Below are 21,587 nucleotides of genomic sequence, written 5' to 3'. Positions count from 1 at the left end.
TTAACCCTCCTTGACCAGGCCGAGATCGCTCAGCACGTTGCGCGTCGCGTTGTAATAACGCACGTAGCCAGTGCAGCGGCAAATGTGGTGACCGAGGCTGTCCTCGATGACTTTCTCCAGTTGGCTTTTGACGATCGGCTGTCGCTGCAGCTTTTCCACCAGCACGGTCGCAGCGTTGACGAAACCTGGCGCGCAGTAGCTGCACTGGAAGGCGAATTCGTCGACGAAGCGCTGCTGGATCGGGTTCAGTTCAGTGACCTTGCCCTGCTCGTCGCGGGTCGCGTGGCCTTCGATGGTGCGTACTTTCTTGCCTTCGAAATAGTGCGCGCCGGTGATGCAGGTGCGCACTTCTTCGCTGGTGCCGTCGGGGTTGTCGACGATCACCACGCAGGCGTGGCAGATGCCCTGGCCGCAGCCCAGGCGCGAACCAGTGAGGTTTTTGTATTCGTGCAGGTAATCGATCATCGGCAGGTCATCAGGGATGTCCACCGGGCCGACGGTTTGACCGTTGAGGGTCAGTTGAAGCGGACGGTTAGCCATTGAGGGCCTCCTTGATGCGAGCAGAAGTGATAGGCAGGTCGCGGACACGTTTGCCGATAGCGTGGGCCACGGCGTTGCCGATGGCGCCGACCACGGGGATCATCACCACTTCGGCGATGCCCTTGGACGGATCGCTCGGCGACAATGGCGGCAAGATTTCCGCGGTCTGTTTCCACACCGCGACGTGCCGCGCCATCGGCAGACGGTAACGGTTGAAGTTCCAGTCACCCTCCCCCGGCCCGCCTTCGTACAGCGGCATTTCTTCCATCAACGCATGGCCGATGCCCATGGCCGTGCCACCCTCGATCTGGCCCTTGACCAGCTCCGGCACCAGCACCCGCCCGCACTCGACCCACGAGTGGTGGTTGAGCACCTGCACCTCGGCCGAGCCCTTGTTGACTTTCAATTCCACCAGGGTTGCCACAGGGCTGTAGTAGGTCACCGCCGCGTTGTTCAACTGAGTCGCCGGGTAGGCGATGTTCTGCCGATCCAGCAGATGGAAACCGGCGCTGTTCATTTGCGCCTGCTTGGCCTTCGGCGCACCTTCGCCGTACTTCACCGCCAGGCCGTCGAGCGGCAAACGCTCACGCACGCCGTCGATGCTGTACTCGGCCTCGGCCCAACTCCAGCGGTTGAAACCGTGCACGGTCGCGCCAGTGACCAGACCGCGCTCGTGGGCACGCTTGGCCAGCATCGCAAACGGCAGCGGCTCCATGCCGTTGGCGGTGAGTTTGCCGTCAACCCAATGGGCGTCTTCACGGCGTACCACGTAAGGGTTGGCCTGTCCGCCGTAGGGGCCTTGTCGCCAGATTTCCAGCGCCGCCGGCCACAGGCCGTGATTGAACAACACGCGCGCCGCCTCGCGGGTGGCGTGGCTGAAGTAGTACGCGGAGTTGGTCGCCGACGAGGCCGACGCGATCTTGCCAACCCAACGCGGATTGCGCAGGAAGCTGTCCTGCTCGGCCTGGCTCATGATGTAAGGGTTGCCGCCGCTGATCAGCTGCAACTCTTTCCATTCGGTTTCGCCGGTCTTCACTTCATGCGCTGGCAGACCGAGGAAATCGGCCACCACCATGGCTTGCGACGTGGACATGCCGGTGCCGATCTCGATACCGATATGGCGCAGACTGATCCGGCCGTCGGCGGTGAATTCGACGCTGGCCATCGGCGCCTCGGAACCGGTGCCGAAGTCTTTCTGGCAGATGGCGAAACCGACGCCGTACCAGTGATCCGGATCCGCCGCTTCGCGCTGTTTCTTGATCGCGTCGCGGTTTTTCCAAACCTCGTTAACGGCAGCCTTGTCGAGAATTTCGTGTAGGCGCAATGCGCCGGCCGGCACTGCACCCTGGGTGTTCTTCATGCCCGAACGCAGGGCGTTTTTCTTGCGCAGGTCGATGGCGTCGATGCCGAGGCGATCGGCGATTTCGTCGACCATCATCTCGGTGGACGCCATGCTCTGCAGGGTTCCATAACCACGCATCGACCCCGCTTCGACGGCGCGGGAATGATAGGCGGTGACCTGCAGATCGTTCTGCGGCATGTAGTAGATCGACTGCGCCGCCGTGGCGCCAACCGCCGCCACCGACGGGCTGTAGTTGATCCGTCCGCCGCCGTCGACGCTCATTTCGGCGCGAAAGATCTTGAAGCTGTGATCGGTCTTGTCCACCGCCAGCTGATAACGGATATCGAACGGGTGGCGCTTGATGCCACTCTGGAACTGCTCATAGCGGTCGTTGGCCAGGCGCACCGGCACACCGGCGCCATACAGCGCCGCCAGCGCTGCGTAGTACACAAAAATGTTGTGGTCCTTGGAGCCGTAGCCGACGGTGTAGCCCGGATGCAGGTTCAGGTTCGCCAGGCCTAAACTCGATGGCGCGATCATCTTCGCGGTCTCGGTCGCGGTTTCCAGCGGGCACTGAGTGGCAACGACAAAATGCAGGGTTTTGGTCGCCGGGTCGTACCAGCCGTTGCCGTTGTCCGGTTCCATCGCCGCTGGCTCGATCGACGGCGTCTTGTAGCGTTCGTCGAACACCAGCCAATTGTCCGGCGGCGTATCGATCTGCTGCTTCATGCGCTCGGCGTAGAACAGTCCGCGCTCGGTCAGGTTGCCATGCAGATTGGGTTGGGAATCCCACACCGGACGGCGGTTGCGCAGCATCGGGAACAGGATCGAATCCTTGAGGCTGGCGAATTCATCCTCGTCAGACGAGGTCGCACCGCCTACCCGCACATAGCGGAAGCTGCCGTAGGGATCACCTTCGTAGAACGGTACCTGGGCACCGTAACGAATCGCTTTGTCATTGAACTTGAGTTGGGCCTTGGCCTGACGGAAGCGCTCGAAATCGTTCCAGATCAGGATCGCCACCGGGTGGCCAATGAACATCGGCACCTTGCCGACCGGCAACAGCGGATCGGGGGCGTGCTCTTCCGGAAAGACGATGCCGTCCTTGACCAGATCTTCGGCGGTGACGATACGGTCGGGCTGCAACTCGGCGCCGAGCCACGACAAGTCGTAACCGTCGTAAATGCGATCAGCCTTGATGGTTTTCAGCAACATCGCATGGCCCTGTTGCTGCGGCCAGCCCGGCATGTCCTTGGCGCGGATATCGCGGGCAAAGACCTTGCTGCCGCAGACCTTGGACAAAGCATCGTTACGCGCACGCGCCTTGCCGTTGTTGCCGAGCCATTGCTCGGACGGCACGGTCACGCTGTTTTCCATCAAGGCCGCCAGCGCCTGACTGCTCAGCGGTGTAAGCGTCACGCTCACACCCGCCACCAGCCCGCCCTGAAGGAACGAGCGCCGGGATATTTCACGGTTGGACATGGATCATCCTCTGGGCGGTTATGGGGTCCGCCCTTCTGGTTATGTACGGGGAATCTCGAGTCTTGCAGAAGCCCTTTCTGACGTTGCAAAGGGCTGTGATGACAGTGCAAAGCTGACCGAAAGGTTAACTTTATAGCGTTATGGTCTTTTAGAAAACAACCGGTTACAAAAAACTGACCAAAGAATCAAAAAACTGCCGCTTTGCGACGCAGCAGATCGATGAACAACCCCAGTTCCCGGCTGATGTGTTCGCCCTTGCGCAATAGCAGCCCGAATGGCGCCAGTTGCACATCGAGTTCCACCGGCAACGCCACCACGAGGCCCATTTTCAGGTAGTCGCGCAAGGCGGTTTCCGACAGCACCATGATCGCGTCGGTCAGTTGAATCAGTTGCTGCATGGAATACACCGAACTGCATTCGATGATGTCCGCCGGCAGGGGCAACGCCAGGCGCTGCAAAGCCTGATCCAGGCCGATGCGCGCCGGGCTGGTTTCCGGTTGCAGAATCCACGGCCAGGCGCTGACCAGCTCCGCCAGCTCCAGTTTCTTGCGTTTGGCCAGTGGGTGACCGGCGTGCACCACCACCAGCAAACGTTCGTTACCCAGTTGCTCGAACTCGTAATGCTCGCTGTCGGTGGCGGCGTTGCGCCGGGCGATGGCGAGGTCGATGCGGCCCTGCTCCAGCAACTGGATCACCTGGTCGCTGGTGTCGCCCATGATGCGAATCCGCAGCTGCGGGTTGAGCGCCTTGATTTCGGCAATCGAATCCATGACCAGATCCGGCGCCGCGCCCATGATGGTGCCGATGGAGAGATAACCGTAACCGCCGTGTTGCCGCGCCATCAGGTCCTCGGCACAACGGTCGAGGCCACTGAGGGCCGACTCGGCAAAACGGATCAGCTCCTGGCCCAGCGCCGTCGGTCGCATACCGCGAGGCAGCCGTTCGAACAGGTCGCAGCCAAACATGTCTTCAATTTCATGGAGCATGCGGGTGGCGGCCGGTTGCGACATGTTCAGGGTTTGCGAAGCGCGGTGCAGGTTCTGGCTGGTGCTGAGCGCCACCAGCATGTGCAAGTGCTTGTAGCGCAGGCGATTGAACAGGCTGCGGGAGAGGATCGGCGTGGTCATGACGGGCCTTTTTTATCGATACCCTGAAGGTATCGGTTGTGAGCTAGATTCGATTTGTAACGCATCGATCAGCCGCCGTACAGTCTTCCCCATAAGAACAAATGCCCTACCAAAGGAAAACTGCGATGAAGACTCTACCCGCGCCTCTGCTCGCCAAAATTTCCTGGCGGCTGCTCCCCTTCCTGCTGCTGATGTACATCATGGCCTTCCTCGATCGCGCCAACGTCGGGTTCGCCAAGCAAGCCTTTCAAGCCGATACCGGCATCAGCGACGCCGCCTTCGCCTTCGGCGCCGGGGTATTTTTCGTCGGTTACGCGCTGCTCGAAGTGCCCAGCAACCTGATCCTGCACCGCGTCGGCGCCCGTTTGTGGATGTGCCGGATCATGGTGACCTGGGGCCTGGTCTCCGCGGCCATGGTCTTTGCCCATAACGAAACCACGTTCTACGTCCTGCGCTTTCTGCTCGGCGTGGCAGAAGCCGGATTTTTCCCCGGCGTGATTCTTTACCTCACCTACTGGTTTCCCAACGCGGTACGCGGCAAAGCCATGGGCTTCTTCTATTTCGGTGCGCCACTGGCGTTCATCTTCGGCAGCCCGTTGTCCGGCCTGCTGCTGGAAATGGACGGGTGGGCCGGTTTCCACGGCTGGCAGTGGCTGTTCGCCGTGGAAGGCTTGATGGCTACCGCCGTGGGCATCTGGGCCTACTGGTACCTGGACAATCGCCCCGCCGATGCCAAGTGGCTGACCACCGAGGAACGTCAGCAAATCCAGAGCCTGCTCGATCAGGAAGACAGCCACAAACAGAACCACGGCCGCAGCCTGCTCAACGTGTTGTGCCAACCCTCGGTGCTGTACCTGTGCCTGATCTACCTGCTGATTCAGGCCAGTGTCTACGGCGTGGTGTTCTACCTGCCAACTCAAGTCGGCGGACTGTTGGGCACCAAGGTCGGGCTGATGGTCGGCCTGGTCACCGCGATCCCGTGGATCTGCGCCATCGTCGCCGCGTACCTGATCCCCGGCTACAGCGACCGCACCGGCGAACGTCGGCGCACAGCCTGCCTGACGCTGCTGATGTCCGCGGCCGGGATTGCCTGCTCGGTCACTTTCAGCAGCCCGATCCTGGGCATCGTCGCCCTGTGTTTCGCCGCTTCCGGCTTCATCGCCGTGCAACCGGTGTTCTGGACTTTCCCTTCCAGCTATCTCGCCGGCAGCGCCGCGGCGGCCGGTATCGCTCTGATCAACTCGTTCGGTGCCCTTGGCGGCTTCATCGCCCCGGTGCTGAAAAACTGGGCCGAAGGCGCCTTCCACTCACCAGCCGCCGGCCTGTACCTGCTGGCCTCTACCACAGTCATTGCCGCGTTGCTGGTGCTGGGCGTGCGTTCGCCCGGCCATAAAGCTTCGAATAAACCGGCCACCGTTTAAACCTGAGGAGTCACACCATGGGCATTCCAACCATCAAACACGTCCGTGCTTTCACCCTGCGTGGCGGCGGCGCGGATTATCACGATCAAGCGGACGGCCACTGGATCGACGATCACATCGCCACCCCGATGAGCAAATACCCGGAGTATCGCCAGAGCCGTCGCACCTTCGGCATCAACGTACTCGGCACCCTGGTGGTGGAAATCGAAGCCAGTGACGGCACCGTCGGCTTTGCCGTGACCACCGGTGGCGAACCTGCCGCCTATATCGTCGAGAAACACCTGGCGCGCTTCCTTGAAGGTGCACGGGTGACCGACATCGAAAAAATCTGGGACCAGATGTACCAGTCGACCCTGTATTACGGGCGCAAAGGCATCGTGATCAACACGATCTCCGGAGTCGACCTGGCGCTGTGGGACTTGCTCGGCAAGATCCGCCAGGAGCCGGTGCACCAGTTGCTGGGCGGCGCGGTGCGCGATGAATTGCAGTTCTACGCCACCGGTGCCCGCCCGGACCTGGCACAGAAAATGGGTTTCATCGGCGGCAAGATGCCGTTGCACCACGGCCCCGCCGAAGGCGAGGAAGGCTTGCGCAAGAACCTCGAAGAACTGGCGACCATGCGTGAACGGGTAGGCCCGGACTTCTGGCTGATGCTCGACTGCTGGATGAGCCTGGACCTCAACTACGCCACCAAACTGGCGGTCGGCGCCCATGAACACGGTTTGAAGTGGATTGAAGAAGCCCTGCCGCCTGATGATTACTGGGGCTACGCAGCACTGCGCAACAACGTGCCCAAGGGCATGCTGGTGACCACCGGCGAGCACGAAGCCACCCGCTGGGGTTTCCGCATGCTGTTGGAGATGGGCTGCTGCGACATCATTCAGCCGGACGTCGGCTGGTGCGGCGGTCTCACCGAACTGGTGAAAATCTCGGCCCTGGCCGACGCGCACAACGCACTGGTCATTCCCCACGGCTCGTCGGTGTACAGCTATCACTTCGTCGCCACCCGGCATAACAGCCCGTTCGCCGAGTTCCTGATGATGGCGCCGAAGGCTGACGAAGTGGTGCCGATGTTCCATCCGCAACTGCTCGGCGAACCAGTGCCCGTGAACGGACGCATGCGCTTGTCGGAACTGGATCAACCTGGTTTCGGCGTGACGCTCAACCCCGAATGCCAACTGCATCGGCCCTACAGCCGCTGAGAAAGGAGCCCGTGATGAACATGCCACACAACGCCTTCAAGACCGCGCTGAAACACTCGACGACCCAATACGGCATCTGGGCCGGCTTCGCCACCGGCTATGCCGCCGAGATCGTCGCCACCACCGGTTACGACTGGATGCTGATCGACGGTGAACACGCACCGAACACCGTGCCCGGCGTGTTGGCGCAGTTGCAAGCCGTCGCCCCCTACCCCACCGCGCCCATCGTGCGTGCGGTCAATGGCGACGCCAATCTGATCAAGCAATTGCTGGACATCGGTGCGCAGACGCTGATGATCCCGATGGTCGAAACCGCCGAACAGGCGCAGGCCCTGGTGCGCGCCATGCGCTATCCGCCCCACGGCATTCGTGGCGTCGGCGGCGGCCTGACCCGCGCCACACGCTGGGACGGCGTGCCGGATTACCTGAACACCGCCCATGAACAGCTGTGCCTGATCGTGCAGGTCGAGTCGCGGCTGGGGGTGGATAACGTGGAAGCGATTGCTGCCGTCGAAGGCGTCGATGCGGTATTCATCGGCCCGGCGGATTTGTCCATCGGCCTGGGCCATGCCGGCAACCCAGGTCACCCGCAAGTCCAGGAACGCATTCAACACGCAGTCAACGCCACGCTCGCGGCCGGCAAGGCCTGCGGCATTCTCGCGCCCAATGAAGAAGATGCGCGCCGTTACCAGAACTGGGGCTGCCAGTTCATCGCGGTGGCCATCGACATCAGCCTGCTGCGCCAGAGCGCCATGGCCACCCTCGCCCGCTACCGCACACCGGCCACCGAACAAGCGCCGTCGCGTACCTACTGATCAGCCAAGGAGTCGTCCCATGTCGTCCGTGCCTGTCTATGAAAACTTCATCAATGGCCAGTTCGTGGCCAGCGCCGCCCATCTGGATGTGATCAACCCGGCCACCGGCGCGGTGCTCTCGAAAGTCCCGGCCTCGACAGCCGAAGACGTCGAGCGCGCCCTCGCCGCCGCCCGCGCCGCGCAAAAGGACTGGTCCCGCAAACCGGCCAATGACCGCGCCGGCTATTTGCGTAGGATCGCCGCCAAGCTGCGGGAAAACGTTGCGTACCTGGCGCGCACCATCACTCTGGAACAGGGCAAGATCAGCGGCCTGGCGGAAGTCGAAGTGAATTTCACCGCCGACTACCTCGACTACATGGCCGAGTGGGCGCGACGCATCGAAGGCGAAATCATCACCAGCGACCGCCACAATGAAAACATCTTCCTGTTCCGTAAACCGCTGGGCGTGGTGGCCGGGATTCTGCCGTGGAATTTCCCGTTCTTCCTGATCGCCCGCAAGATGGCCCCGGCCTTGCTGACCGGCAACACCATCGTTATCAAGCCCAGCGAAGAAACCCCGAACAACTGCTTTGAGTTCGCCCGACTGGTCGCCGAAACCGATCTACCACCCGGCGTGTTCAACGTGGTGTGCGGTGACGGCCAGGTCGGTGCGGCACTCAGTGCGCACAAGGGCGTGGACATGATCAGCTTCACCGGCAGCGTCGACACCGGCTCGCGGATCATGGCCGCCGCCGCGCCGAACATCACCAAGCTCAACCTGGAACTGGGCGGCAAGGCCCCAGCCATCGTGCTGGCGGATGCCGACCTGGACCTGGCGGTGAAGGCCATCCGTGATTCGCGCATCATCAATAGCGGACAGGTGTGCAACTGTGCCGAGCGAGTGTATGTCGAGCGCAAGGTGGCGGATCAGTTCATCGAGCGTATCGCGGCGGCGATGAGCGCTACACGCTACGGCGACCCGATTGCCCAACCCGATGTGGAAATGGGTCCCCTGATCAACCGTCAGGGCCTGGACAGCGTCAACCGCAAAGTCCGCACCGCATTGAGCCAGGGCGCGAGCCTGATCAGTGGCGGGCAGATTGCCGATCTGCCGAATGGCTTTCACTTCCAGCCCACGGTATTGGCCGGTTGCCGTGCCGACATGGACATCATGCGCAAGGAGATTTTCGGCCCGGTGCTGCCGGTCCAGATCGTCGATGACCTGGACGAAGCCATCGCCCTGGCCAACGACTGCGAATATGGCCTGACCTCATCGGTCTACACCCGCGACCTGAGCAAAACCCTGCACGCCATGCGCGAACTGGATTTTGGCGAAACCTACGTCAACCGCGAGAACTTCGAGGCCATGCAAGGCTTCCATGCCGGCGTGCGTAAATCCGGAATCGGTGGCGCGGATGGCAAGCATGGGTTGTATGAGTACACCCATACCCATGCGGTGTATCTCCAAGGCTGAACCCTCGGCGGTGTTGCTCATGCCGCCTTCGCGAGCAAGCCCGCTCCCGCATTAGATCTCTGTTGATCACAAATATGTGTACGACGCAGATCCACTGTGGGAGCGAGCCTGCTCGCGAAAGCGCAGCGTCAGACGATACGAATAGCGACTGACACGCCCTCTTCGCGAGCAGGCTCGCTCCCACAGCAATTCAGAAATCGACTGTCGCCGACAGCAGGTAGGTTCGCGGCGTCGCCAGCGTCAACCCTGGCTCGCTGTCATCCGACGCCCCGGCCGAACTCCAATAACGCTTGTCCACCACGTTCTCGACATTTGCACGCACGGTAACGTTCGTTTCATCGACCTTGAACGCATAGCGTGCACCCACGTCGAACCGCTCCCACGCATCGATTTCCTTGTTGTTGGACGGGTCCAGGTACTGCGAGCTGGAGTAGATACCGCGACTGGTCAGGGTCACTCCCTGCACGCTCGGCACGTCCCACTCGGCGCCCAGGTTGACGTTGTATTTCGGCGTGGCAGGTGCCCGGTTGCCGTCGAAGGTGCCATTGGTGGTGTCGTTCAACTCACTGTCGATGTACATGACACCACCGAGCAGACGGAAACCCTTGAGCGGTTCACCGAACACGCTCAGTTCCACACCATCGTTCTGCCGTTTACCGTTCGGGCCGAACACCCGGGTGGTGGCGTTGGTTTCATAAGCCGGCTGCTTGATCCGGAACACCGCGGCGGTGACGGCGAAGGCACCGGCGTCATACTTGGCACCGACCTCGACCTGGCGGCTGATGAACGGCGGGAAGATTTCGTCCTCGTTCACCGAGGTCGACGGCGCGATTTTGCCCTGACTCAGGCCTTCCAGGTAATTGGCATACAGCGACAATTTGTCGGTGGCCTTGAACAGGATGCCGCCCGACGGTGAAACCTTTTCCTCGTCGTAGGCCGTGTCGCCTTTGACGTTATCGGTCCAGTCGTCGACCTTCACCCGCTGCCAGCGGGCGCCGAGGGTCAGCAGTAGCCGGTCATCGAAGAAACCCAGGGTGTCGGACAACGCCACACTGCTGAAGCGGTTCTCGGTGTAGACCTCTGCGTCCTGGCGCGTAGGTCGTACTGGTGTTGGTGTTTCCACAGGGTGATAGAGGTTGCTGGGCGCTGCAGCATATCGGGCGCCTCCGTTTTCGAAGTCCATGTAAAAGTAGCTGCCAGCCAGGTTCACTTCATGGCTCACCGGGCCGGTGTGGAACCAGTTGCGCACGCCCGCCGTGGCCGTGCGGATATTTTCGTCACGGGTGAAGTCACGGGGCAAGACGCTGAAATCGCCGGCATCGTTGGTGACCGCCACGGCATGCCGGAGAAAATCATGGTTGCTTTTGCGCGCGCCCACACCGCCGTAGAGCATGACGGAATCGTTGACATCGAATTCGCCGTTCACCGTGCCGAAGGTGTCCGAGGTACGTGCCTGACTCCAGGGTTGCGCATAGTTGTGGCGGACATCGCTGGCATGCGGCACCTGTGCGTTGGCGCCGACCTGGACGCGCTCCTGCGGCGCGTCGGTGTCACGTTCGGTGTGGCCGATGTCCGTCGAGAGCCGCAGCCGCTCGCCGCGGAAATCCAGACCCAGCACCGCCATCTCGCGATCGACACTCTGATGATCCCAGTCCGTGTCACCGGACTGCTTCACGCCGTTGAAACGCAGACCGAACTGGTTGTCTTCACCAAAGCGCCGGCCAACATCCACGGCGCCGCCAACCTGGTTATCGGACGCGTAGTCAGCGGTGAACGACGTGATGGGCTTGTCGGTCGCGCGCTTGGGTACCACGTTGATCCCGCCCCCCACACTGCCACGCGGCGAAATGCCGTTGATGAGCTGGCTCGGGCCTTTGAGGATGTCGACGCGGTCGGCCATCGCCATGTCGATCGTGTAGGTCGGCAGGACGCCATAAAGACCGTTATAGGAAACATCACTGTTGAACAGGCTGAGCCCGCGAATGGTGAACTGCTCGTATCGCCCGCCCGCCGGGTTGGTCGCCCGGACCGAGGGGTCGCTGGCGATCAGGTCGCCCAGGGTACGCGCCTGCTGATTCTCGATCACCTCACTGGTGTAGGTGGTCATGCTGAACGGCGTTTCCATGAAATCTTTCGAGCCGAGCAAGCCTTGCGAGCCACGGCGCGCAACCTGGCCGCCGGCATACGGATCGCCGTCCACCGGGTCGATGGCACCGAGAATCGAGGTGGCGCCCAGTTGCAGGCTGCTGCCTGATGGCGCCGGCATCAGGATGTATGCCTGCACGCCCACCGGCTGCAATTGCAGGCCGGTGTTTTGCAGCAACCGGGCAAAACCCTCTTCCACGCCATACTCTCCCGACAGGCCGGTGCTGCTGCGACCACTGACCAGCGCCGGATCGACCGACAGGTTGACCCCGGCCAGACCGGCGAACCGCGTCAGCGCATCGCTCAGGCTGCCGGCGGGTACCTGATAACTGCGGCGGGCCGCGTCTTCAGCCCAACTGTTGATAATGAAAAAAGGGCTGGCGCTCAGACTCAACATCAGGCTCAGGCGCAACAGAGGGCGCAGACCGGACGACGCCGGACGCGGACAGCAGGGCTTTACTGCGGGCATTGAAGAAGCTCTCTTGTTCGTTCAGTTGCCTTGAATGACAAGCGAGTCGAAAAAAGGGGACAGGCTTCAGACAATTTTTTTACGCGCCACCAACGTCACCCAGTAACGGGTACGCGTTTGCACCTCCAGCGGCAGGCTGGCCGCGAGCAGCGCGAGGATGCGATCAGTGTCGTCCAGGCGAAAACTGCCGGTGATCCGCAGTGCTTCAAGCTCCGGCTCCCAACGCAACACACCTGGCCGATAAGTGTCGAGTTCACGCAGGAAATCCCCCAGCGCCTGGTTCCTCGCCATCAACACGCCTTCGCGCCAACCGGGTTGCAGCACATCGAACGGCTCGATCCCTGAGGCGCCGGTTGCTTGCAGGTTGATCTGCTGTCCCGCTCGCAATGTCAGCGAGGCGTCCTGCAACGGCTGCAACTGCACGACTCCGTTGAACACCGACACCCGGCAATTACTCGCGTTCTGGCGGACGCAGACTTCACTTTGACTGACGATCACTTGTCCGAACCGGGTCTGAATCGTCAGCGGCGAGGTGCCCGACACCTTCAGCGACATCTCACCCTCCACCAACTTCACCCGACGGCTCGGCAAATCCACATCGACGGCACTGGCGGTATTGAGTTCAAGGGAACTGCCATCGGCCAGTTGCACCTGTTTGCGTTCACCTGTGGCGGTGTGCAGGTCGGCACGCCAGACCTCCAGCGGCAATTGCCGACTGATCAGCCAGGCCGCCGGCACCAGCGCCACCGCGCCTAATGCGCGCCTGAGCACCACGCGTCGCGCTGGATCGTGACGATCGAGACTGCTCAGGGCCAAGGCTGAAGGCAGATCGGCAAAGCGTTGGCGCAAGGCTTGCGCCTTCTGCCAGGCAAGCTCATGGCTGCGGCAGCTGTCACGCCATCGCTGCAAATTCGCCCGGTCCTGTTCAGTGGCGCCACCGGATTCCAGCAGCGCCAGCCACTGCGCGGCGGCACGCACAGCCTGACGCACATCGGGCGCCGGGCCGCTCACAGCTCCACCAACAGGCAATGCTCGTAGGCCTGCGCCATATAGCGTTTGATCGTGCGCTCTGAAACCTGCAAGCGCTCGGCGATTTGCTGGTAGTTCAAGCCTTCGAGCTGGCTCCAGAGAAACGCCCGTCTAACCGCTCTGGGTAATCCGTCGAGCAGTTCATCCAGGGCTTGCAGGGTTTCCAGCAGCAACCAGCGCTGCTCGGGGGATGGCACACACTCTTCAGGCAGCGATGCCAGGGCACTCAGGTAGGCCTGCTCCAGACTGCGGCGCTTATAGAAGTTGCTCAGCAGGCGTTTGCCCACTGTCAGCAGGTAGGCACGGGGCTCATGCAGATCGGCGATCCGCTGAGAGCTGGCGAGCAAACGCAGGAACGTATCCTGGCTGAGATCCGCTGCATCGCACGCGTTGCCCATACGGCGTCTCAACCAGCTTTCAAGCCAGCCACGGTGATCGCGGTACAGATCGTGGAGAGTTTGCTCCTTCGGCATCGCCACATCACTCATCTCAAGAAGCCCTGTGCCAGGAGTTATCGTAAATGAGAGTGATTCTAATTAATATCGCAGTGACGAACCAAGTGCTTTATGCAGCGAACGCGCAGAAAGATCAGGCGTTAAGAGCGAAAGGAGAGAAATGCCGAATTTCAGACACAAAAAACCCCGGTCTTTCGACCAGGGTCTTTGCTATCGACTCGAAGTAGCCAATACCGGCTTTCTTCGTAGCGCCAAGGCGTTCAGTGGGCCTTGAAGCAGATATGGCGCAGCGGACGGGACTCGAACCCGCGACCCCCGGCGTGACAGGCCGGTATTCTAACCGACTGAACTACCGCTGCGTATCGCTGTGGACTTGCGTCCAGGTAACTCGTTTGGCTGAAAGCTTCTGCGCCTATTAGGCACTAAATCAGTCAACCACGAACCGAATGAATCCGATTCGTAAAATATGGCGCAGCGGACGGGACTCGAACCCGCGACCCCCGGCGTGACAGGCCGGTATTCTAACCGACTGAACTACCGCTGCGCGTCGGTGGAGGCATTTCAGCTTCCATCTTGCTTCCGCAAGACTCTCGGGAGTGGTGGGTGATGACGGGATCGAACCGCCGACATTCTGCTTGTAAGGCAGACGCTCTCCCAGCTGAGCTAATCACCCGTTTGCATCTCCGAGGCCGCGAAATTTACGCAGGTAGCGAACCTAAGTCAATAGCAGGATTGAAGTTTTTCTGAAAAAGACAAAATTCTTTCAATCGGTACTGCGTCGACCGCTTTCGCGAGCAGGCTCGCTCCCACAACGGATCGCATTTCTAATGTGGGAGCGAGCCTGCTCGCGAAGACGGCGGCACATTCAACATCAATGCCTGAGTTACTCGCTGTAAATCATCTTCTTGGTCATGCCACCGTCCACCACGAACTCCTGCCCCGTGACGAAACCGGCATTCTTCGACAGGAGCCAGGCCACCATCGCCGCCACGTCCTCTACCGTCCCTACCCTGCCCGCCGGATGCTGGGCGTGATCGGCATCGGTCAGCGGCTCGGCACGGCGCACCGAAGGGTCCCGCGCATCGATCCAGCCCGGGCTGACCGCATTGACGCGAATCTCCGGCCCCAGACTGATGGCCAATGCGTGAGTCAGGGCCAACAGGCCGCCCTTGCTCGCCGCATACGCCTCGGTATCGGGTTCCGACTGCCCGGCACGAGTCGAGGCCAGATTGACGATCGCCCCGCTATGGGCTCGCAGATACGGCGCACAGTGTTTGGCCAACAACATCGGCCCACTGAGATTGACCGCCAATACCCGATTCCAGTAAGCCAGATCGAGACTTTCCAGGGTGATGTTGTGCGGGTCGGCAACCGCGGCGTTGCACACCAGCGCATCCAGACGACCGAACTGCCCCAATACCTCGGCAACACCCAATGCAACCTGCGCCTCATTGGAGACGTCCATGGCGATGAACCAGGCGTTCTCACCAAGCACCTTCGCCACTTTCGATCCGCGCACCCGGTCCAGATCCGTCAGCACCACTTGCCAGCCTTCGCTGATCAACCAGGCCGCAATGCCCAGACCGATGCCCCGTGCAGCGCCAGTGACCAGGGCTACACGGCCATTGGAGCCCGATGGCGTGGACAACTCGATCACAGGGCAGCCAAGCCGCGCGCCAGGTCGGCTTGCAGGTCCGCCACGTCTTCCAGGCCGACCGCGATGCGGATCAGGCTGTCACGAATGCCCGCGGCTTCACGCTCTTGCGGCGCGAGACGGCCGTGGGAAGTGGTGCTCGGGTGCGTGATGGTGGTTTTACTGTCACCCAGGTTGGCGGTGATCGAAATCAGTCGGGTTGCATCGATAAAGCGCCAGGCACCCTCTTTGCCGCCCTTGACTTCGAAACTCACCACCGCGCCAAAACCTTTTTGCTGACGCTGGGCCAATTCGTGCTGCGGATGGCTCTTGAGCCCGGCGTAATGGACTTTCTCGATACCGTCCTGCTGCTCCAGCCACTCGGCCAGCTGCTGGGCGTTGGTGCAATGTGCCTTCATCCGCAGGTTCAGTGTTTCCAGGCCCTTGAGGAAGATCCAGGCATTGAAAGGGCTCAGGGTCGGCCCGGCGGTACGCAGGAAACCCACCACTTCTTTCATTTGCTCGCTGCGACCGGCCACGACACCGCCCATGCAACGGCCCTGGCCGTCGATGAACTTGGTCGCCGAGTGCACAACGATGTCCGCGCCCAATTTCAGCGGCTGCTGCAAGGCCGGGGTGCAGAAGCAGTTATCGACTACCAGCATCGCGCCCTTGGCGTGAGCGATTTTCGCCAGTTCGGCGATGTCCACCAGCTCAGCCAGCGGATTGGACGGCGATTCGACGAACAACAACTTGGTGTTGGGCTTGATCGCCGTGTCCCAGCCGGCTAAGTCCGCCAGTGGCACATAGTCGACTTCGACGCCAAAACGCTTGAAGTATTTCTCGAACAAACTGATGGTCGAGCCGAATACGCTGCGCGACACCAGGACGTGGTCGCCGGCGCTGCACAGGCTCATCACCACCGCCATGATCGCGGCCATGCCAGTGGCAGTGGCAACGGCTTGCTCGGCGCTTTCAAGGGCGGCAATGCGCTCTTCGAAGGCGCGCACGGTCGGGTTGGTATAACGCGAGTAGACGTTGCCCGGCACTTCTCCGGCAAAGCGCGCGGCCGCGTCGGCGGCGGTGCGGAACACATAACTGGAAGTGAAGAACATCGGATCACCGTGCTCGCCTTCCGGCGTACGGTGCTGACCGGCACGTACGGCCAGGGTATCGAACGCTACGCCTTCGAGGTCGCTGTCCAACCGACCGGCATCCCAATCCTGACTCATGCTGTCACTCCTTTCCTTATTCTCGAAAATTAAAAGCCAGATACAAAACCGGCCCCTCAGGGCCGGTAGAAACTCAGTTGTTGTACAGATCGATGATCGCGCTGACTGCCTGCGTCTTGACCTTGGAGGCATCGTTACGTGCCTGCTCGATTTTGTTCAGGTAAGCCTCGTCAACGTCGCCGGTCACGTACTGGCCGTCGAACACCGCACAATCGAACTTCTCGATCTTGATCTTGCCGCCACCGACCGCTTCGATCAAGTCAGGCAGGTCCTGATAGATCAGCCAGTCGGCACCGATCAGGTCCGCCACGTCTTGGGTCGAACGGTTGTGGGCGATCAATTCGTGGGCGCTCGGCATGTCGATACCGTAGACGTTCGGGAAGCGCACGGCCGGTGCGGCGGAGCAGAAGTAAACGTTCTTGGCGCCCGCCTCGCGTGCCATCTGGATGATCTGCTTGCAGGTGGTGCCGCGCACGATGGAATCGTCTACCAGCATCACGTTCTTGCCGCGGAATTCAAGTTCGATGGCGTTGAGCTTCTGGCGTACGGATTTTTTCCGTGCTGCCTGGCCCGGCATGATGAAGGTCCGGCCGATGTAGCGATTCTTCACGAAGCCTTCGCGGAATTTCACGCCCAGGTGATTCGCCAGCTCCAGGGCCGCGGTGCGGCTGGTGTCCGGGATCGGGATGACCACGTCGATATCGTGATCAGGACGCTCGCGCAGGATCTTCTCGGCGAGTTTCTCACCCATGCGCAGACGGGCTTTGTACACCGACACGCCGTCGATGATCGAATCCGGACGCGCCAGGTAGACGTGTTCGAAGATGCACGGGGTCAGGGACGGGTTGGTCGCGCACTGACGGGTGTGCAGCTTGCCATCTTCAGTGATGTAGACCGCTTCGCCCGGTGCCAGGTCGCGAATCAGGGTGAAACCGAGTACGTCCAGGGACACGCTCTCGGAGGCGATCATGTATTCGACGCCTTCGTCGGTGTGACGCTGGCCGAACACGATCGGACGGATGCCGTGCGGATCGCGGAAACCGACGATGCCGTAGCCGGTGATCATCGCAACGACAGCATAACCACCGACGCAACGGTTGTGCACGTCAGTCACGGCGGCAAAGACGTCTTCTTCGGTCGGCTGCAACTTGCCGCGCTGGGCCAGTTCGTGTGCGAACACGTTAAGCAGCACCTCCGAATCGGAGCTGGTGTTGACATGGCGCAGGTCGGATTCGTAAATCTCCTTGGCCAGTTGTTCAACGTTGGTCAGGTTGCCGTTGTGCGCCAGGGTGATGCCGTAAGGCGAGTTGACGTAAAACGGCTGGGCTTCGGCCGACGTCGAGCTGCCCGCGGTCGGGTAGCGCACATGGCCGATGCCCATATGGCCGACCAGGCGCTGCATGTGACGCTGCTGGAACACGTCACGCACCAGGCCATTGTCCTTGCGCAGGAATAACCGGCCATCATGGCTGGTCACGATACCGGCAGCGTCCTGGCCGCGGTGCTGGAGGACGGTTAGCGCGTCATACAGCGCCTGATTGACGTTCGACTTACCGACGATACCGACGATGCCACACATGCGACGCAACCCCTACTTAATGGATCTGAACTGAACACAACTCACTGAGGCGTTTTGGCCGTCGGCAAGAGGTGCTCCTTGAACGGTATATCAGCGGGTACGCTGATTCCGCTGGCAAGCCACTGACTGCTCCACCCGAGAATCAGGTTTTTGGACCAGTCTGCGACCAATAGAAATTTTGGCACGAGCTGCGACTGTTGCCACCACTCGTCCTGCTGTACCGGCCCCAGGCTCAACAGCCCGACCGCCACGACCACCAGCAGCCCGCCACGCGCGGCGCCAAAGGCCATGCCGAGGAATCGATCGGTCCCGGACAGCCCGGTGACGCGTACCAATTCGCCGATAAGATAATTGATCATTGCGCCTACAATTAACGTGGCGACAAACATTATTGCGCAACCCGTGATCACACGGGCTGATGGCGTTTGGATGTATCCGGCGAGGTACTCGGACAATGAGCCACCAAACATCCAGGCAACGACTCCTGCGATGATCCAGGTCACCAGCGACAGTGCTTCTTTGACGAAGCCGCGGCTCAGACTGATCAATGCGGAGATGGCGACGATTGCAACGATCGCCCAGTCAACCCAGGTAAATGGCACAGTGCAGCCTACAGACGGATAAGGCGGCGCATTTTAGCAGAGCCCATGCTTATCGGTAAGCTGCGATTGTCAGTGCATTTCAAATCGGGTCGATAGATTTAGCCGCGTTCTGGCTGAAAGCGCACCACAAATCCCTTGAGGTTCTGCTGGCGGTTCAACAAGTCGCGCAGGCGATCGGCCTCGGCGCGCTCGATCAGCGGTCCGACAAACACCCGGTTCTTGCCGTCGGCAGAACGGATATAAGCGTTGTAACCCTGGCTGCGCAGGGTTTTCTGCAGCTTTTCCGCACTTTCACGGTTGGACAGGCTGGCCAGTTGCACCGACCAGCTGACCGACAACCCATTGGCATCGACGCGACTCTGCGTGGTGTCCGGCTTGCCAGGAGCAGCCGTAATCGGTTGGGCAGGCGCCGTCGCGGGCTTGGCAGCCAGCGCCGGGACCGGTGCCGGTGTCGGAGCAGGCGGTGTGACCGGTTTGGCAGCTGGTGCCGGTACAGCGGACACAGCCGGTGCGACCGGCGCTGCAGGCGCTGCAGGCACGTCCTGAGCGATATCGTCGTCGCTCGGCACCGGTTCCTGTGGCAAGGCTTGGGGTTCAGGCACCACTACCGGTTCAACCTGCACTTGCGGCATCGCTGGCGCTTGCGGCGCAGCCGGGGCCTCGACCGTTATCTGGCGCTGCTCATCCTGACGGGAAAACAGCATCGGCAGGAAAATCACGGCCAATGCCACCAGGACCAGGGCGCCCACCATGCGCTGTTTGTAGGCTTTATCCAGCAATGCCATTTGCCGCTTCCTCCGTGGAGCGCCGAGCCAGCCAATCCAGGGCCTCGGCGACACAATAAAATGATCCGAACAACAGAATTTCGTCGTTGCTCGTCGCCAGCGCGCACTGCCCTTCCAGGGCGGCGGCCACGCTGTCATAAGACATTACCGAAGCACCGCGTTTGCGCAACGCTTCATAGAGCTCGACAGCCGGTCGTGCCCGCGGCGAATCCAGCGGTGCGACGGCCCAGTGCTCGACACTAGCACCCAACTCGTCAATTACACCATCCAGATCCTTGTCCGCCAGCAAACCGAACACTGCCAGGCGCTTGCCGACAGGTGGACGACTGGCCAGACGCCGGGCCAGATATTCAGCCGCATGTGGATTATGCCCCACATCCAGCAGCAGATTCAGACGCTTGCCCTGCCAGTCAAACTGCCGGCGATCGAGACGACCGACCACGCGAATGGCTTGCAGCGCTTCGATGATTTGCGCATCCAGCCAAGGCAATCCGAGCAGCAGATAGGCCTGCAACGCCAATGCGGCGTTTTCCATCGGCAGATCAAGCAAGGGCAAATCATGCAACTCGACCACACGACCCTGAGTGTCGAGGCCGCGCCATTGCCAGTTGTGGTCGGTAATCCCCAGGTCGAAATCGCGCCCACGCAGGAAAAACGGGCAGTTGAGCTCGCGCGCTTTATCCAGCAGAGGTTGCGGAGGATTCAGGTCGCCACAGAGCGCAGGCGCGCCCTGACGGAAGATGCCGGCCTTCTCGAAGGCCACGGACTCACGGGTATCACCCAGATAATCCGCATGGTCGACGCCAATGCTGGTGACCAGCGCCATGTCGGCGTCTACCACGTTGACGGTGTCCAGACGACCGCCCAGACCGACTTCCAGCACCACGGCATCGAGCCCGGACTGTTGAAACAGCCAGAAGGCCGCCAGGGTGCCCATCTCGAAATAAGTCAGGGACGTATCGCCACGCCCCGCCTCCACCGCAGCGAAGGCCTGGCACAGCTCGGCGTCAGTAGCCTCGACGCCGTTGACCTGCACCCGCTCGTTATAACGCAGCAGGTGCGGCGAGTTGTAGACACCGACGTTCAGGCCCTGAGCTCGCAGCAAAGACGCTACGAAGGCACAGGTCGAACCCTTGCCGTTGGTGCCGGTGACCGTGATCACCCGAGGCGCCGGCTTGCCCAGTCCCATGCGGGACGCTACCTGTTGCGAGCGCTCAAGGCCCATGTCGATGGCCGAAGGGTGCAACTGCTCAAGGTAGGCGAGCCACTCGCCAAGGGTACGTTCGGTCATATGTTGGCAGGCACCGGTGGAACGACGATCGGTTCAATCGGCGCGGCGACGAACTTCGGCGTCGGCAGGCCCATCATTTGCGCCAGCAGGTTACCCAGGCGCGGACGCAGTTCCTGACGGTGAATGATCATGTCGATCGCACCGTGTTCCAGCAGGAATTCACTGCGCTGGAAACCTTCCGGCAGTTTTTCGCGCACGGTCTGCTCGATGACGCGCGGACCGGCAAAGCCGATCAGGGCTTTCGGCTCGCCGACGATCACGTCGCCCAGCATCGCCAGACTGGCGGAAACACCGCCGTAGACCGGATCGGTCAGCACGGAGATGAACGGAATGCCTTCTTCACGCAGACGCGCCAGTACCGCGGAGGTCTTGGCCATTTGCATCAGGGAGATCAGCGCTTCCTGCATCCGCGCACCGCCGGAGGCGGAGAAGCAGATCATTGGGCAGCGTTTTTCCAAGGCGTAGTTGGCGGCGCGCACGAAGCGCTCGCCGACGATGGCGCCCATCGAACCACCCATGAAGTTGAATTCGAACGCCGAAACCACTACCGGCATGCCCAACAGCGTGCCGCTCATGGAAATCAGGGCGTCTTTTTCGCCGGTCTGCTTTTGCGCTGCGGTCAGGCGATCCTTGTACTTCTTGCCGTCACGGAATTTCAGACGGTCGACCGGCTCCAGGTCCGCACCCAGCTCGGCACGACCTTCAGCGTCGAGGAAAATGTCGATACGGGCGCGTGCGCCGATACGCATGTGGTGATTGCACTTGGGGCAAACGTCCAGGGTCTTTTCCAGCTCCGGACGATACAACACAGCCTCGCAAGACGGGCATTTGTGCCAAAGACCTTCAGGCACCGAGCTCTTTTTGACCTCGGAACGCATGATCGAAGGGATCAGTTTGTCTACCAACCAGTTGCTCATGCTTTCTTTCTCCAGTACCGGCGGCTCGAACGCTCTGGTTCGCAGCCCCGCGTATGCCCTTGAGCTAA

The 21,587-nt window shown here is 61.2% G+C and carries 17 protein-coding genes and 3 tRNA genes; 4 read left to right on the top strand and 16 right to left on the bottom strand.

Features of this window, described 5'->3' with window-relative positions:
• The 3 genes from AC07ZE_RS10570 to AC07ZE_RS10560 all read right to left on the bottom strand — a co-directional run bounded on the left by AC07ZE_RS10570 (window position 1) and on the right by AC07ZE_RS10560 (window position 4,491).
• Window positions 1–540 carry a (2Fe-2S)-binding protein gene (locus AC07ZE_RS10570; protein WP_095193325.1) on the bottom strand — a complete coding sequence of 180 codons (540 nt, stop codon included), beginning with the start codon at window positions 538–540 and terminating at the stop codon, window positions 1–3.
• Complete coding sequence (locus AC07ZE_RS10565) at window positions 533–3,364, bottom strand: xanthine dehydrogenase family protein molybdopterin-binding subunit (protein WP_207264082.1); 2,832 nt, start codon at window positions 3,362–3,364, stop codon at window positions 533–535. The genes AC07ZE_RS10570 and AC07ZE_RS10565 overlap by 8 nt, the downstream gene beginning before the upstream one ends.
• Window positions 3,365–3,549: 185 nt before the next feature.
• Window positions 3,550–4,491: a LysR family transcriptional regulator gene (locus AC07ZE_RS10560; protein WP_207264080.1), complete on the bottom strand. Its 942-nt coding sequence runs from the start codon at window positions 4,489–4,491 to the stop codon at window positions 3,550–3,552.
• Between the two features lie 125 nt (window positions 4,492–4,616).
• On the opposite strand from AC07ZE_RS10560, the gene AC07ZE_RS10555 reads away from it, so the two are divergent.
• The 4 genes from AC07ZE_RS10555 to aldA are packed head-to-tail and all read left to right on the top strand — an operon-like array spanning window position 4,617 to window position 9,382.
• A complete protein-coding gene (locus AC07ZE_RS10555; protein WP_095193322.1) occupies window positions 4,617–5,912 on the top strand; it encodes an MFS transporter in 1,296 nt (431 codons plus the stop codon).
• A gap of 17 nt (window positions 5,913–5,929) precedes the next feature.
• The gene (gene rhmD / locus AC07ZE_RS10550) at window positions 5,930–7,114 is read left to right on the top strand and encodes an L-rhamnonate dehydratase (RefSeq protein ID WP_056853692.1); all 1,185 of its coding nucleotides are present in this window, start codon (window positions 5,930–5,932) and stop codon (window positions 7,112–7,114) included.
• Window positions 7,115–7,128: 14 nt separating this feature from the next.
• A complete protein-coding gene (locus AC07ZE_RS10545; RefSeq protein WP_207264078.1) occupies window positions 7,129–7,929 on the top strand; it encodes an aldolase/citrate lyase family protein in 801 nt (266 codons plus the stop codon).
• Window positions 7,930–7,948: 19 nt separating this feature from the next.
• Window positions 7,949–9,382, top strand: a complete 1,434-nt coding sequence (gene aldA / locus AC07ZE_RS10540) for an aldehyde dehydrogenase (RefSeq protein WP_207264076.1) — start codon at window positions 7,949–7,951, stop codon at window positions 9,380–9,382.
• A 190-nt stretch (window positions 9,383–9,572) separates the two neighbouring features.
• Here the strand turns inward: aldA and AC07ZE_RS10535 are convergent, their stop codons facing one another.
• The 13 genes from AC07ZE_RS10535 to accD form a co-directional block, all read right to left on the bottom strand.
• Complete coding sequence (locus AC07ZE_RS10535) at window positions 9,573–11,996, bottom strand: TonB-dependent receptor (protein WP_207264074.1); 2,424 nt, start codon at window positions 11,994–11,996, stop codon at window positions 9,573–9,575.
• A 66-nt stretch (window positions 11,997–12,062) separates the two neighbouring features.
• Window positions 12,063–13,007, bottom strand: a complete 945-nt coding sequence (locus AC07ZE_RS10530; RefSeq protein ID WP_207264072.1) for a FecR domain-containing protein — start codon at window positions 13,005–13,007, stop codon at window positions 12,063–12,065.
• On the bottom strand, window positions 13,004–13,513 hold the full coding sequence (locus AC07ZE_RS10525) for a sigma-70 family RNA polymerase sigma factor (RefSeq protein ID WP_207264070.1): 510 nt from the start codon (window positions 13,511–13,513) through the stop codon (window positions 13,004–13,006). Before AC07ZE_RS10525 ends, AC07ZE_RS10530 begins: the two co-directional genes overlap by 4 nt.
• A gap of 249 nt (window positions 13,514–13,762) precedes the next feature.
• A tRNA-Asp gene (locus AC07ZE_RS10520) sits at window positions 13,763–13,839 on the bottom strand.
• A 108-nt stretch (window positions 13,840–13,947) separates the two neighbouring features.
• Window positions 13,948–14,024 (bottom strand) — tRNA-Asp (locus AC07ZE_RS10515).
• 53 nt (window positions 14,025–14,077) lie between these two features.
• Window positions 14,078–14,153 (bottom strand) — tRNA-Val (locus tag AC07ZE_RS10510).
• Window positions 14,154–14,363: 210 nt separating this feature from the next.
• A complete protein-coding gene (locus AC07ZE_RS10505; protein ID WP_207264068.1) occupies window positions 14,364–15,137 on the bottom strand; it encodes an SDR family oxidoreductase in 774 nt (257 codons plus the stop codon).
• Entirely contained in the window at window positions 15,134–16,345 is a 1,212-nt protein-coding gene (locus tag AC07ZE_RS10500; protein WP_207264067.1) for an O-succinylhomoserine sulfhydrylase, read from the bottom strand. Before AC07ZE_RS10500 ends, AC07ZE_RS10505 begins: the two co-directional genes overlap by 4 nt.
• 73 nt (window positions 16,346–16,418) lie before the next feature.
• Window positions 16,419–17,924: an amidophosphoribosyltransferase gene (purF, locus tag AC07ZE_RS10495; protein ID WP_207264065.1), complete on the bottom strand. Its 1,506-nt coding sequence runs from the start codon at window positions 17,922–17,924 to the stop codon at window positions 16,419–16,421.
• A gap of 41 nt (window positions 17,925–17,965) precedes the next feature.
• Window positions 17,966–18,526, bottom strand: a complete 561-nt coding sequence (locus AC07ZE_RS10490) for a CvpA family protein (RefSeq protein WP_095193312.1) — start codon at window positions 18,524–18,526, stop codon at window positions 17,966–17,968.
• A gap of 98 nt (window positions 18,527–18,624) precedes the next feature.
• Window positions 18,625–19,311 (bottom strand): SPOR domain-containing protein, encoded by a 687-nt coding sequence (locus AC07ZE_RS10485; protein ID WP_207264063.1) that lies wholly within the window; start codon window positions 19,309–19,311, stop codon window positions 18,625–18,627.
• Window positions 19,295–20,602, bottom strand: a complete 1,308-nt coding sequence (gene folC, locus AC07ZE_RS10480) for a bifunctional tetrahydrofolate synthase/dihydrofolate synthase (protein WP_207264061.1) — start codon at window positions 20,600–20,602, stop codon at window positions 19,295–19,297. Before folC ends, AC07ZE_RS10485 begins: the two co-directional genes overlap by 17 nt.
• On the bottom strand, window positions 20,599–21,519 hold the full coding sequence (accD, locus tag AC07ZE_RS10475) for an acetyl-CoA carboxylase, carboxyltransferase subunit beta (protein WP_137807446.1): 921 nt from the start codon (window positions 21,517–21,519) through the stop codon (window positions 20,599–20,601). The genes folC and accD overlap by 4 nt, the downstream gene beginning before the upstream one ends.
• Between the last annotated feature and the right edge of the window lie 68 nt (window positions 21,520–21,587).

It is taken from the genome of Pseudomonas sp. GW101-3H06 (assembly GCF_059424605.1).
Note: the sequence above shows the minus strand (reverse complement) of the source record. Positions and strands in the feature narration are given on the sequence as shown.

What these genes read in the sequence shown, in the direction of transcription:
- AC07ZE_RS10570 (WP_095193325.1), bottom strand. Translation starts at nt 540, where the DNA reads ATGGCTAACCGTCCGCTTCAACTGACCCTCAACGGTCAAACCGTCGGC.
- AC07ZE_RS10565 (WP_207264082.1), bottom strand. Translation starts at nt 3,364, where the DNA reads ATGTCCAACCGTGAAATATCCCGGCGCTCGTTCCTTCAGGGCGGGCTG.
- AC07ZE_RS10560 (WP_207264080.1), bottom strand. Translation starts at nt 4,491, where the DNA reads ATGACCACGCCGATCCTCTCCCGCAGCCTGTTCAATCGCCTGCGCTAC.
- AC07ZE_RS10555 (WP_095193322.1), top strand. Translation starts at nt 4,617, where the DNA reads ATGAAGACTCTACCCGCGCCTCTGCTCGCCAAAATTTCCTGGCGGCTG.
- rhmD (WP_056853692.1), top strand. Translation starts at nt 5,930, where the DNA reads ATGGGCATTCCAACCATCAAACACGTCCGTGCTTTCACCCTGCGTGGC.
- AC07ZE_RS10545 (WP_207264078.1), top strand. Translation starts at nt 7,129, where the DNA reads ATGAACATGCCACACAACGCCTTCAAGACCGCGCTGAAACACTCGACG.
- aldA (WP_207264076.1), top strand. Translation starts at nt 7,949, where the DNA reads ATGTCGTCCGTGCCTGTCTATGAAAACTTCATCAATGGCCAGTTCGTG.
- AC07ZE_RS10535 (WP_207264074.1), bottom strand. Translation starts at nt 11,996, where the DNA reads ATGCCCGCAGTAAAGCCCTGCTGTCCGCGTCCGGCGTCGTCCGGTCTG.
- AC07ZE_RS10525 (WP_207264070.1), bottom strand. Translation starts at nt 13,513, where the DNA reads ATGAGTGATGTGGCGATGCCGAAGGAGCAAACTCTCCACGATCTGTAC.
- AC07ZE_RS10500 (WP_207264067.1), bottom strand. Translation starts at nt 16,345, where the DNA reads ATGAGTCAGGATTGGGATGCCGGTCGGTTGGACAGCGACCTCGAAGGC.
- purF (WP_207264065.1), bottom strand. Translation starts at nt 17,924, where the DNA reads ATGTGTGGCATCGTCGGTATCGTCGGTAAGTCGAACGTCAATCAGGCG.
- AC07ZE_RS10485 (WP_207264063.1), bottom strand. Translation starts at nt 19,311, where the DNA reads ATGGCATTGCTGGATAAAGCCTACAAACAGCGCATGGTGGGCGCCCTG.
- folC (WP_207264061.1), bottom strand. Translation starts at nt 20,602, where the DNA reads ATGACCGAACGTACCCTTGGCGAGTGGCTCGCCTACCTTGAGCAGTTG.
- accD (WP_137807446.1), bottom strand. Translation starts at nt 21,519, where the DNA reads ATGAGCAACTGGTTGGTAGACAAACTGATCCCTTCGATCATGCGTTCC.